Origin of the sequence: Clostridium sp. YIM B02500, assembly GCF_022324665.1 — a bacterium.
GTDB classification, from domain to species: Bacteria; Bacillota; Clostridia; order Clostridiales; family Clostridiaceae; genus Clostridium; species Clostridium beijerinckii.
This window is the reverse complement of the sequence record NZ_JAKGTE010000014.1, coordinates 118,110-131,189: the sequence shown is the minus strand read 5'-3', so window position 1 is coordinate 131,189 and position 13,080 is coordinate 118,110. Positions and strand designations below refer to the sequence as shown.

Below are 13,080 nucleotides of genomic sequence, written 5' to 3'. Positions count from 1 at the left end.
CCTTGGAATATATAATTTCTAAGAATATTTTCTTAAATAACCATTTGTAAAAATTAGTTATTCAACAACCTAAACTAAAAATAAAAAATCTTATCTGAAGATTACTTTTAACGATCTTCAGATAAGATTTCTAGCTATATCTATTAAATTTTATTCTTTTGAATCCAAATAAAGAAGGCTATCTTGAATAATGCAGCATCATTAAATTTCCTTATATCGTAACCTGTGTATTTTTGTATCTTATCTAATCTATAAATTAGAGTATTTCGGTGAACATACAATCCTTTTGAAGCTTCACTTAAATTTAAGTCCGATTTAAAGAAAACCTCTATAGTTTTTAACATATCTTCATCTAACTTCGAAAAACTTTCATTAAAGTTATTTAGTATTTTTTCCTTAATATCCTGATTTAAATTATCCATAACTTCTTCAAATAAAAGGCTGTTACATCCAAATACCATTTGAGATACATTATACTTTTTAGCTAAATTAATTTTATACATATTTTCATTATATAACTTGTTCAATAATTCATAATCCCCAATATGACAATAACTTATATAACACTTTTCGTAAAGTGAGAAGTATATTGTTTCACTTATACTAGATACATGCTCCTTTATATCTTCAAAAATTCCAATTAAAATGATTGTATCTTCAAATATAAGAATGGTTACATCATTATTATTATAAACATTTTTTAACGCCTCTAATGCCTCTGTTACTTTTTCTTTTAAATTTAAAGTAACTAAAAATGTTTCTTCTTTTATTGGCGGCATAATTTCCTTAATCTTTTCCTTAGATATACTTAAGCCTTGTAATAACTCAGAAACTATTTTTTCTTTTTTGTTATAACTATCTTTATACCTATCTTTGATACAAAATACTAATATTCTTATGAAATCCTTGCGGTCCCCTTCTGTTTTTATTTTGAAACTTTTGGGTCCAATAAAAAATGTATCTTCAAGTATATTTTCGCTAAAAGAATTAGGATTAGCCTTAAATATAATTTCATCGTCCACATAAACTTCAAATGGTATTTCACAATCTTCATATATTTCTTGTAAATATTTCACTAATCCCTTCATTCCCTCACCTCAATTGTCACTAATTTAATACTAGCAAATTCTCAACTCTGTTTCTTTATCAAAAACATGAATATTTTCATGTTCTACATATAATTTAATCTTGTCTTTAGGTTCTGCTTTAGTACTTCCATCAACTCTTGCAGTCATATTATTATTTCCTGACTTAAAGTAAATGTAACTTTCAGCACCCATACGTTCAACAACTTCTACATCTCCAGTTAAAGTTGCTGCAGGGTTATTTTCAATTATTTGAGCATTATCATCTAAATGCTCAGGTCTTATACCAAATACTACTTCCTTATTAACATATCCTTTTTCTTTTAATACTTTAGCTTTTTCTTCTGGCAATAATATATTATTTTCATCAAATTTACAATATAACTTTCCTTCCTTTTCACTTACAATACCATTTATTAAATTCATTTGAGGACTTCCTATAAAGCTTGCAACAAATAAATTATTTGGCGTATTGTATATGTTAAGAGGAGTATCAACTTGTTGTATTACACCGTCCTTCATTACAACAATTCTAGTTCCCATTGTCAAAGCTTCAACCTGATCATGAGTAACGTATATAAATGTTGTTCCTAAACTTTGATAAAGCTTTGATATTTCTGTTCTCATTTGAACTCTTAATTTTGCATCAAGATTTGATAAAGGCTCATCCATTAAGAATACCTTTGGTTCTCTAACAATAGCACGTCCTAATGCAACTCTTTGTCTTTGACCTCCTGATAAAGCCTTTGGCTTTCTGTCTAGCAAATGTTCAATATCTAATCTCTTTGCTGCTTCTCTAACTTTCTTATCTATTTCATCTTTAGGTGCTTTTCTTAACTTCAAAGCAAATGCCATGTTATCATACACTGTCATATGTGGATATAATGCATAGTTTTGGAAAACCATTGCTATATCTCTTTCTTTTGGTTCTACATCATTAACTAATTTTCCACCTATATATAATTCACCTTTAGATATTTCTTCAAGTCCTGCAATCATTCTTAAAGTTGTAGATTTACCACAACCTGATGGCCCTACAAAAACTATAAATTCTTTATCTTCAATTTCTAGATTGAAATCTTTTACTGCAGTTACATCCCCTTCATAAATTTTATAAATATGTCTTAGTGACAAATCTGCCATATTTATTTCCTCCCTTTTCTGCTTTAATTATCTCAATTTATATTTTATTTAATATTTTCTGTATATTCATTTTACTATATGTAATCCTTTATATTCTATATTGAGAATTTACAAAACTCTCTTGTCTTTTTTGTGAAATAATATAAAAGGATAATAAAAAAGCATATACTAATCAAAACTAGATATATGCTTTGCTTATAATATTTTAATGTTTATATACAACACTTCGATTAAGGAGTAAGATTATGTTACAATCCCTTAAATAAAAGCTTATTTATAATATCCATTAAATGATTTAGGATATTTTTCTCTATCCCAAGTATAATTATTTTCAATTAAAGTACTATCTCCAACTAAAAAGTACTTATTCTTATAACTTGAATCATTGTTAGTAACATCTATATGATACCAATTACCTTGAATTTTTACAGCATTCCATGAATGAGAAACATCCTTAATTTTCCCGACTACAATTCTATTTTCTATTCCTGCATAGTTAAACATTCTATAAGCAGTCATTGCATACCCCTGGCATACAGCTAATGAGGTGGTCAATGCAGAATAAACACTTGTAGATTTTAGAGTATAATCATATTCGTATCTATTTATAATATACTCATTTATAGCCTGTACTTTTTCTAACTCTGACATATCCTTATTAATTAAAGAATTAGTAATTCTCTTTAATTCATTATCTACATAATTTTCCTGTTCCTTAGTTGTCAGATATTTTACATCTAAAGTTGTCTCTATACCATTTTCAGTCACCTTTGCTTTAGGCTTTATCTCTAGCCAAGATCTCTCTAAGTAATCATCTTTTGAATATGCATCCTTAATACAATTACTTATATTCTCTTCAAATTCCGACCTTGCCCCTGTATATAAAATAGTAAAATCAGTATCTCTATTTTCGAGATGATTATAAATATGATTTTCCATACTCTTCATATTATTAACTTCATCATACGCAAATGCAGTTACAGTTATAGCTTGTATAATAACAACTGCTATCATTATTGTTTTGAAAAACTTTTCCATAATTAATATGTTCCCCCATGTCATTTCAACACTTTCAATTTCATCATATGTAGACCAAACTCGCTTGCGACTCTGACGCTTGAGATTTTTTACTCATCTGCCTTTTTAAGCATATGTGAGAGAAATCTGCCACGCGAATATATTTTCCTTTTGAACGTAAATTTTAAATCAATCTTTTTCATAATTTATACTCACAAAAGGCACAATATTAGCAGATTGTCTAATACCATGACTTTCTAGAGAGTAACAAATAAGTTATCATTACTTCTATTGTACTTACTTTATTCATTTTGTAAATATAAATTAATACTTTATTTATATTTTGTTTATAAATTGTTGACTTTTCCCTATTTTTCTTCCATTTATGCACAATTGACAATCTTTATTTATACATATATATTATAAGTTATATATATGCTAAGGGAGGTATACAAATTATGAACAAACCAATTATAGGCATAAATTCAAACAGAGTTATTAAACATGAAACTCAATATTCGCACTCAGTTGTAGAATCACTTGGCAATGATTATGTTGAATCCGTAATTAAAGCAGGCGGTGTTCCAATTATACTTCCTATTCTTTCTGATGAAGAATCCATTAGAAGACAAGTCGAACTACTTGACGGCATCGTTCTTTCTGGTGGAATAGATATAAATCCTTTATTATATAATGAAGAACCATCGCCTAAATTAGGTTATATTTACCCTGATAAAGATGAGTTTGATCTTGCACTTGTAAAAATAGCTTATGAACTTAATAAACCTATTTTAGCAATTTGTAGAGGTCATCAAATTCTAAATGTAGCTTTTGGCGGCACATTATATCAAGATTTATCTGATATGAGTGGTTGTTATATAAAACATCATCAACAAACAAAAGATGGAGCGGCTAGCCATACTTTAGAAATTATTGAGGGCTCAATTTTATATGAGATCTTGGGAAATACTGCACTAATTAATTCCTTTCATCATCAAGCAATTAAAGATTTAGCTCCTGGTTTTAAAGTTACGGCTTACTCTAAGGATAAAGTGATTGAGGCTATTGAGAGTTGTGAGAAAAATTTTGTTGTTGGTGTGCAATTTCATCCTGAAATTATGACTGCTTATAACGATAAAAATATGCTTAAACTTTTTGAAGCTTTTATAAATGCTTCATATAAAAATAATTCATTAGATCATAAAAAATAATTTAAAATCCCTAAATTCAAGTTGCCTTATGCAATTAAATCTTTGTATACTTGCCTTTCATAAGATTTACTTTAGGGATTCTAAATTATCTAAAATATAAAAGAATGTGCCTATATTATACTATAAATATGGAGTTGCAATTTATCGCATATTTTGAAACATTTTCAGCACATTAAGTATTCCATACCCCCATACTGGATTGGGGTATAAATCTCCACTTCTTTGAACTGCACCTCTTTGAATATATGTTTTTATCGTTTGCGAATATATATTAGGGTCATTTCCTTCTACAATTCCCCATTGAAATAACATAGCGCAGGCCCCTGCTAATATAGCCGCTGATACACTTGTTCCATTAACAATAGCCGTTTGATTATTAGGCGCTACAGTTAATGCATTTATCCCTCCTGCAGCCACATCAATTCTATTAAGATAGTCCTCTAAAAATGCTATTCCAGAATAATCTAGAACATTATTATTTAGCTGATTATACGCTGCAGCAGTAATTGTGTATTCAGAACACGCTGGATTACTTATAGTTCCATATGGATCTGAAGAAATAAACCTAGTTCCTCCAATACTAACTCCTTCTTGAGGTATCCATGCATTAAATCTGCCATTTAGAATTGACTGTCCTGTCAGGGTAAAACGCCAAATTCCTTCTGTTATATTTAATAACCTTACTCTCATTAATTGATCACCTGTGTATTCTTCTGGAACATAGTAATTTACTACCATTGAAGTGGTTTCAAATACAAACGAATAAGTTTCTATAGCCGTTATCTCTGCATTTATAGTTCCAGTACTCTCTCCTGATGGTGATATTATATTTAATGTCATTATATTAGGTGATTCAATCCAAATATCAACTATTATATTTTTTTGCTCTGGCGATATATATAGCTGTATTGTTCTAGATTCATTAACTTGAGATATAGTACCTGATGTATGAGTTCCACTTGCGCCTTGGTTTCCTGAGCCATTAACTATTGCAATTCCACTACTTTGAGACATAAAATCCATATATTGTTCTAAAAAGCCATTTCCTTTATGTCCTCCTAAATTACTTTCTAAGGGCATATATATAACCATAGGCTTATTATTTTCTAGTGAGTATCTATTTAAAAATTCTAGTGCTGAAAAAACAGATAACATGCTGTATATAGGTATTTGTATATTATACCGTCTTTTATAAGCAATATTTTCAAGAAGCTTTATCACTACAAAATCACATTCTGGAACCATCCCCTTTAAATTAGGATTTTTTCCAACCGATCCAATTATCCCAGCCATATTTGTTCCATGACCTATTTCATCTTTGGTTGGAACTATATCATAAGGAGATTGTCCAGACCTAAAAGCATCAATTGCTTGTTGTATTGTACTTCTATTGTAGACACTTCCGAACGGAACTCCATTCTCTCCAATTTGCTGCCCTGAATTTATAGTTTGATCCCAAATATACTCTATTTTGGTCTGCCCATTTTCTCTTATAAATTCATCATTTAAATAATCAATGCCTGAATCTATAATCGCTACATTTACGCCTCTCCCTGTAAGTCTTAATGGCAGCTCTAATTGCAAAAAATTAGCTTGGGATGCTTCAATTGGTGAAACTTCTTCTAGCGTAAATATATCTGGAAAAGCCCTATATATTACTGTAGAAAAAACCGGAATAGCTGTACCTGTATCAAGCTCTACAGGTGAAGATAATATGGCATATTGATTATCAATTATAGTTGCATAATACCCTGGCTGTTTTGAAACTTCATCCTCAATATTACCTTCGTATTGGACTATATAATGATAGTAATTTGCATCAGAAAAAATATTTATCGGAGCTCTAAAACCTTCCTTCATATAAATTTTCCATCTCCCGCCTTTGGAATTCTTATAAATAATTTATTTATATAATACTCGTCAAACTCATGATCTTCATTTGTATATCTTTTATCAGTGATATTCATTCGAAATCTTTGGTTGCTATTTCTATATAAACCACTAATTATATTGAAAATACCTAGCAAATCAAAATCACCATATCCTGTTTCTCTGCTAGGATATCTATTAGCCGAATTTCTGTTAGCCCCATACATTATGTATGTTCTAATCTTTTTAGTATACATAGTAGGATCATTACGGTCTACAATCCCCCATTGTAATAAAAGTGCACACGCCCCAGTCACTACTGCTGTAGCAGCTGAACTGCCTGAAAATGTTGTCACTCCTCCTCCAACTTTTGTTGTCAATATATTTACACCTATAGTTGAAATATCTGGATTAATCAATCCATTAGTATTAAACCCTTTACCAGAAGCTGCAATTAGTGCATTATTATTTCCATAATAAGATACTGTAATGACATTAACAGCTGTTGACGGTATTGTTAGAGTAGTAAATGGATCCGATTCAAGAAATATTGTATTTTCTGGCAAAGTACTTTTGGGAGGCAGCCATATGTCATACCTACCATTTGTTATATATTCACCTATCAAATTGAAAGTCCATGTTCCTGGTTTTATATTACTAAACGTAAGACTTATTACTTGATGTCCTGTGAAATGTTCTGGTGAATAGAATCTTACTAACATATCTGTATTTAAAAAAACAAATCTAACTGGTTGAACTTTATTTATTTTAGATTGTATAACTGCTGATGCTTCACCTGTCGGAGAAATTACATTTACTGATGCGATATTAGGTCTTCGTATCCATATATAAATCGGAAGGTATTTTATTTCCCTTGGTATTCTTAGTTCTATTACTTTTGTATCACCTACATTCCTTATATATCCCGATACATGACCTTGAGAATCCCCCTCATTTCCCACTCCATTTACTACACACAATCCTCTACTATTTCCAATAGATGTTATATATCTTGAAATTAAGTTGTTACCATCATGACTACCTTCAGTACTTCCAACACCTACATAGATAACCATTGGTTGCTTACGTTCTACTGCAACTCTTCTCAAGTATTCTACTCCTGCTACAATTTCAGATGCATTATATACGGGAGTATACGGAACTCCATTTTCTTGCAATTGTCTTTTAAAATTAGTGGATTCAAAAAGCTTAACAATAACAAAATCACTTGCATTTGCAATTCCTTGAAATTCAGTATTGTATCCCCTTGCTCCTATAATCCCCGCAACTTTTGTTCCATGCCCAACTTCATCTCTGGAAGGAACTATTTGATACGGATCTCCATTATTTCTTTTAGCTGCAATAGCACTATTAATTTGATCATTCGAATAAGTTTGTCCTATATATACAGCGTCACTAGTATTACTTTGAACGGATTGATCCCATATACTTATTATTCTTGATGTATCATCTTCTCTTATAAACTCATCATTTAAATAATCTATACCTGTATCGACTATTCCTATTAGCACTCCCCTCCCATTCAAATCTAAAAAGGGATTTATCTTTATGTTATTTATATTATCTACAGATGATGGTGAGATATCTTGTAATACATAAATTGTCCTAAAATCATAAAATACAATTGCTGGAACATCATTTAGGAGCCTATCAAAATCATTATTTCGTACAGATATTACTCCGATATTGCCTGTAATTATATCCCCACAAGCATAAGATAACTTATCTATTTGTTCTTTGAAATTCCCTCTATACTCAATCAAATAATTTGCCGAATTGGGATCATAATATAAATTACAGTCACGTAAATCAGACATATCTAACTCCTAATATTACTTGCATTAATATTATATATATTTTTATATTGTTTATTTGATGATTGAAATTATTTGTTCATCTCTAAATTAATAATTGTGATATTCCTTAATATTTAAATTAAATTTTTCATCCTCTTATAATTTCTAATAAAGTAATCAAAAAAAGCAACAAACATTATAATGCTTATTGCTTAAAATACTTTTAATTATATATTATTCTGAAAACTTAGTCCAAACCTTTATATTCAAACCAGTCAACATCCACATAAATACCGTTTCCAAATAAGTCCTGACAGCAAACTCCTATCATTGCTCCTGTAAAACCATTCCCATTAACATGTTCATCTGATAAAATCCTCATGTCAAGGATATAATCTAATTCAAAATATTTCTCTCCATCTATAGAATATGAGAATCTAAGTTTATCTCTATTTACACAGGCTTTTATGTAAAACCTAGAATTATCTTCAGGAAGCGAAATACATGGTGTCTCTATAACATCCCTATTATTTAATGTTGTAATTGAAATGCTTAGTCCTAATAATTCATCTCTACTTATTTTACAATAATGATAATTGTCATAATTATAGTAGCATACTAAGCCTGCCATATGATGATGACTTTCTGGATTGAACTCTAAACATACTTTACATTCATAAGAAAAATTTTGCTGTCTCCTTGCAATAAAGCTTTGATTAAATTTAGATGATAAAGAATTTCCACCTCTTATTCTTAAATATCCCTTTCGTTCAGTTAGACTCATATTAGAGCTTTTAAAAGATTTTCTTAATGTTAGAAAATCTAAAGTAATTTCCTCTCTATCAAAATCTTCTCTTACAATTTCAAGATTTTCCTCTATCCTTCTTAAATTAGTCTTAAAATTACTCATTGGTAAGTTTCCATTACTTCCATCAATCTTAAACCAGCCATCATCTGTATATTTAATATTTTGAATAGCAGTTTCTCTTCCTAAAATACTATAACCATCAACTGGCCTAGAACATAAATGGGCCATGTACCAATTACCGTTATAATCCTGAACAAGTTGTCCATGCCCTGCTCTTTGAATTGGATAGTCAACATCTGTTTTTGATGTAAGCATAGGATTATTAGGATCTATTTCATAAGCTCCTGTTAATTTCTTAGATCTAGCAATAGTTACACAATGTCCAAACTCAGTTCCCCCCTCTGCAACTGTTAAATAGTAATATCCATTATATTTAATTATGTTAGGGCCTTCTGTAGTTCCTATTTCGCTTCCATTAAATATTTTATGAATTGGACCAATTAACTTTTCTTTTTCACTATCATATTCCTGGAGTACAATTCCACTAAATCTTACCTTATCTATCCTATGATCAATCGTCATGTTAACAATCCATTTCCTGCCGTCTTCATCATGAAATAGAGATGGATCAAAACCTGAACAATTTAAAAATACAGGTTTACTCCAAGGACCCTTAATATCCGTTGATATTACCATAAAATTGTGAGTATCTTTAAATCTTGACCTATTAGTATAAACAATGGTATATATCAAATAAAATATACCATTACTATAGGTAAGGTTTGGTGCCCAAATTCCACATGCAGAATCAATGCCAGTTAAATCAAGAGCTTTCTCATCAGATAACGCATTAGAAATAACATTCCAATGTTCAAGATCTCTTGAATGATAAATACTCACTCCTGGAAACCATTCAAATGTTGATGTTGCAATATAGAAATCTTCATTAACTCTAAGAATAGATGGATCCGGATTAAACCCCTTGATTACAGGATTATTAACTATATTCATTTTTTCTTCCTTCTTTCTATCTACTTTCCACTAACTCTTTGCCTATACTCTGTAGGTGATACGCCCGCATTTCTTTTAAATAATACACTAAAATACTGAGAATTTACGTATCCTATCTCCTCAGATATTTCATATGTTTTCATATCCGTAGTCATCAATAAATACTTTGCCCTCTCAATCCTTATCTTTATAATGTAATCTGAAATATTAATGCCTTTTTCTTTCTTAAACATTGCACTGATATATGCGGGCGTTAGATGCACGTCTTTCGATATACTATCTAAACTTATATCTTTTTCCCAATAGTGTTTTTTAATGTATTCTACTATTTGTTCCACTGTTTTTTTATTGGCAGACCCAGAAACACTATCATTGCTGCTTACAATCACAGTCCTTTTATCTCTATCAAAATATTGATTCATTTGATATAAAGACATTATATAATTTGCTTCATCGTATGATTTGCTTATACCTTCCAATCCGTTATATATACTACCAACTGAGGCTTTCAAATTACATTGCCACTCTTTTTCTTTATGTTTTAGTAGGTTTTCTAATATTTTGATAAATTTATCAAATGAATCATCTGCTTCTTTGGGAAGGTTAGATATAATAAATAATTTTTGCTCCGTTTTACAGAAATAAAAATCTATTTCTAAGCCTAAAATTCTAATTTCTCTTTCAAAAAAATTATATCCTTCGGCAATACTTCTTATATGCTTGCTTTGAGTTAAGTTTCTGTTTGAAATACACGTAACAAAAAAGTTATCATATAAAAATTTTATATTACTATTAAGAAGATTCTGATATATTTCCTCAGACTTTTCATCATAAAATAATAAATCTCTCAATATTTTGTTTTCCAATAATATTTCACTTTGCTTTACTCTTTCGGCTTGGTTTAATGAAGCAGTATATTCATTTCCAGCCCTCAAAACAGCCTCTAATATTTTTTCATTCTCTTCGTATTTCATAACATATTGGCTTACTTTATAGTTTAATGCTTTTTTCGCATACTCAAACTCATCGAATGCAGTTAATAATACCACTTTTATCTTAGGATATAGCTCATAAATATGCTGGATTAACTCCATTCCATCCATGAAAGGCATCTTAATATCTGATAATATAACCTCTGGCATACATGTTTCTATCTTCTCCAAGCACTCTTTCCCATTTGCCGCAGTCCCAACTATTTTGACATCATTTAATTCCCAATCTATATTTTTTTGAATACCCTCTCTTATAATCTCTTCATCTTCAACAATAAAAAGCCTACACATATTTTTCTTCTCCTTTTTGTCCTGCTTCTATAGGAATTTCTATAATAACCTGTGTAAATTCATTTTTTATACTAAAAAAGTTCATTCTTGCTTTACTTCCAAAATACAATTTTAAGCGATTATTTACATTTCTTAGCCCAAAACTTTTTAATTGCTGATCATTTCTATTATTAATTGTTTTAATTAAATTGTCTAACTCCTGTTCACTCATTCCTAATCCATCATCATATATTTCAAATATCATTTTATCATCTTTCTTATTTCCGGATAAAATGATTGTACCAAGACCTTCTTTTCCCTTAATCCCATGATATATAGCATTTTCGATAATCGGTTGAAGAGTAAGAATTAACATTTTCTCATTCATAATGTCTTCGCTAATATTAATATAAAATTCAAATTCTTTATCATATCTCATTTGTTGAATTTTAAGATAATTTCTAATGTGTTCAATCTCTTCACTTACATAAATGATATCTCTTCCCCCGCTAAGACCTATCATATAAAATTTAGATAAAGCGGCGCACATTTCACTTGCCTTATCATTTCTCCCCATATCAATTAAGTGCTTAATTGAGCCAAGAGTATTATATAAAAAATGAGGTTTGATTTGTGACTGCATTATCAAAAGTTCCAATTTTGACTTTTGTTTTTCTTCTTGCATTACTTTTCTTAAAAGTTCAAGAACTGATTCTTTAAATCTCTCTAAGCCTTTTGATAATGTTCCCAACTCATTTTCTGTATCTATCTCAAACTTAACATTTATATTTCCAAATTCAAATTCTTTAACCTTATTTGAGAGAATCTCTATCGGCTTTGATACTCCTCTAGCTAATAGAGTGGAAATATACAATAAAACAATTGACAATATTCCTATAAATGCTATTAAAATTACTTTCAAGTTATTTGCTTCACTGACTAAGTCTTTTTTAGGAACAACACCAATTACCTTCCATAAATTATCTTCAGAACTACTATATATTGATACTTTCTCTTTTCCTATTTTCGTATCATTAATACTGCCTTTTTCAATATCACTTTTAATTCTAGCTATATCATTATCTTCTATATTAAATGCTTTTATTGTGCTATTAACTATTGCTTTCCCATCTGGACTCATAACTACTACATATCCATTTGGGCTAATATTAACCTTATCTAACAATTCCTTAAAATACTCTGTCTTAAGATTATAAATTAATATTGCTTTATTTTTTGAATCCTTAGTACCAAATTTTTTTACAATAGAGATAACATTTCTTGATGACTTTGAAGAAAAAACTTTATCCTCATGACTCTCAATCCATCCATATCCAGTTTCTGAGTAAATATCTCTATTAAACCATTCATTAAAATCTATGCCTATATTAACTGGCGTATCTCCTTTGTACATGCTTACCTCTACTCCAGTATTTGTTACAAAATATATAGAATCAATCATGTCATTAATACTGTAGTAAACAGATTCCATTTGATTATAGCAATCTAATATATCCATATATTTTCTTGATTTATCTTCCTCAGTATAGCGGTTCATGAATAGGTTTCCAACTGATACACTATCACTTTCAGCTACCATTTGCGAAAAGGGTATATTTATCTTCTCATTTACAGAGATAGCTGTTTGATTCACTGAGTTTTCAAGTAAAAAAGATGAATTTTTTTCAATTTGTTTTATTTGAAAAAGGTATGAAAAAATTCCAATTAATATAGCTGATATCAAAATGACTGGAATGTATATTAAGTTTAGCTGTTGCTTAATTGGCCTTCTCCACAAATTTTCAAACAATCTTCGCATACCTAATTTCTCCTCGAAAATGATATTTATATCTACCT

Annotated in this window: 9 protein-coding genes; 1 reads left to right on the top strand and 8 read right to left on the bottom strand. The window is 29.7% G+C overall.

From position 1 onward, the window contains the following. Nucleotides 1–143: 143 nt before the first annotated feature. The 3 genes from L1S46_RS13560 to L1S46_RS13550 all read right to left on the bottom strand — a co-directional run bounded on the left by L1S46_RS13560 (nucleotide 144) and on the right by L1S46_RS13550 (nucleotide 3,266). Nucleotides 144–1,088: a helix-turn-helix domain-containing protein gene (locus L1S46_RS13560; RefSeq protein ID WP_011968205.1), complete on the bottom strand. Its 945-nt coding sequence runs from the start codon at nucleotides 1,086–1,088 to the stop codon at nucleotides 144–146. A gap of 30 nt (nucleotides 1,089–1,118) precedes the next feature. Continuing rightward, the gene (gene ugpC / locus L1S46_RS13555) at nucleotides 1,119–2,228 is read right to left on the bottom strand and encodes a sn-glycerol-3-phosphate ABC transporter ATP-binding protein UgpC (RefSeq protein WP_011968204.1); all 1,110 of its coding nucleotides are present in this window, start codon (nucleotides 2,226–2,228) and stop codon (nucleotides 1,119–1,121) included. Nucleotides 2,229–2,498: 270 nt separating this feature from the next. Next, nucleotides 2,499–3,266, bottom strand: coding sequence for a transglutaminase-like domain-containing protein (locus tag L1S46_RS13550; RefSeq protein ID WP_238860461.1), 768 nt, complete (start codon nucleotides 3,264–3,266; stop codon nucleotides 2,499–2,501). Nucleotides 3,267–3,703: 437 nt separating this feature from the next. Here L1S46_RS13550 and L1S46_RS13545 point away from each other — a divergent pair, with 437 nt between their 5' ends. Next, the gene (locus L1S46_RS13545) at nucleotides 3,704–4,456 is read left to right on the top strand and encodes a gamma-glutamyl-gamma-aminobutyrate hydrolase family protein (protein ID WP_023973994.1); all 753 of its coding nucleotides are present in this window, start codon (nucleotides 3,704–3,706) and stop codon (nucleotides 4,454–4,456) included. A 141-nt stretch (nucleotides 4,457–4,597) separates the two neighbouring features. Here L1S46_RS13545 and L1S46_RS13540 read toward each other — a convergent pair whose 3' ends face one another. The 5 genes from L1S46_RS13540 to L1S46_RS13520 form a co-directional block, all read right to left on the bottom strand. Next, complete coding sequence (locus tag L1S46_RS13540; protein ID WP_238860463.1) at nucleotides 4,598–6,316, bottom strand: S8 family peptidase; 1,719 nt, start codon at nucleotides 6,314–6,316, stop codon at nucleotides 4,598–4,600. Beyond that, on the bottom strand, nucleotides 6,313–8,163 hold the full coding sequence (locus L1S46_RS13535) for a S8 family peptidase (RefSeq protein WP_238860465.1): 1,851 nt from the start codon (nucleotides 8,161–8,163) through the stop codon (nucleotides 6,313–6,315). The genes L1S46_RS13540 and L1S46_RS13535 overlap by 4 nt, the downstream gene beginning before the upstream one ends. Before the next feature lie 226 nt (nucleotides 8,164–8,389). Then, nucleotides 8,390–9,961 carry a glycoside hydrolase family 43 protein gene (locus L1S46_RS13530; protein ID WP_238900262.1) on the bottom strand — a complete coding sequence of 524 codons (1,572 nt, stop codon included), beginning with the start codon at nucleotides 9,959–9,961 and terminating at the stop codon, nucleotides 8,390–8,392. Nucleotides 9,962–9,981: 20 nt separating this feature from the next. Then, complete coding sequence (locus L1S46_RS13525; protein WP_238860469.1) at nucleotides 9,982–11,244, bottom strand: response regulator; 1,263 nt, start codon at nucleotides 11,242–11,244, stop codon at nucleotides 9,982–9,984. Next, nucleotides 11,237–13,042, bottom strand: a complete 1,806-nt coding sequence (locus tag L1S46_RS13520; RefSeq protein ID WP_238900261.1) for a sensor histidine kinase — start codon at nucleotides 13,040–13,042, stop codon at nucleotides 11,237–11,239. Before L1S46_RS13520 ends, L1S46_RS13525 begins: the two co-directional genes overlap by 8 nt. Nucleotides 13,043–13,080: the final 38 nt, after the last annotated feature.

What these genes read in the sequence shown, in the direction of transcription:
- L1S46_RS13520 (WP_238900261.1), bottom strand. Translation starts at nt 13,042, where the DNA reads ATGCGAAGATTGTTTGAAAATTTGTGGAGAAGGCCAATTAAGCAACAG.
- L1S46_RS13530 (WP_238900262.1), bottom strand. Translation starts at nt 9,961, where the DNA reads ATGAATATAGTTAATAATCCTGTAATCAAGGGGTTTAATCCGGATCCA.
- ugpC (WP_011968204.1), bottom strand. Translation starts at nt 2,228, where the DNA reads ATGGCAGATTTGTCACTAAGACATATTTATAAAATTTATGAAGGGGAT.
- L1S46_RS13560 (WP_011968205.1), bottom strand. Translation starts at nt 1,088, where the DNA reads ATGAAGGGATTAGTGAAATATTTACAAGAAATATATGAAGATTGTGAA.
- L1S46_RS13550 (WP_238860461.1), bottom strand. Translation starts at nt 3,266, where the DNA reads ATGGAAAAGTTTTTCAAAACAATAATGATAGCAGTTGTTATTATACAA.
- L1S46_RS13545 (WP_023973994.1), top strand. Translation starts at nt 3,704, where the DNA reads ATGAACAAACCAATTATAGGCATAAATTCAAACAGAGTTATTAAACAT.
- L1S46_RS13535 (WP_238860465.1), bottom strand. Translation starts at nt 8,163, where the DNA reads ATGTCTGATTTACGTGACTGTAATTTATATTATGATCCCAATTCGGCA.
- L1S46_RS13540 (WP_238860463.1), bottom strand. Translation starts at nt 6,316, where the DNA reads ATGAAGGAAGGTTTTAGAGCTCCGATAAATATTTTTTCTGATGCAAAT.
- L1S46_RS13525 (WP_238860469.1), bottom strand. Translation starts at nt 11,244, where the DNA reads ATGTGTAGGCTTTTTATTGTTGAAGATGAAGAGATTATAAGAGAGGGT.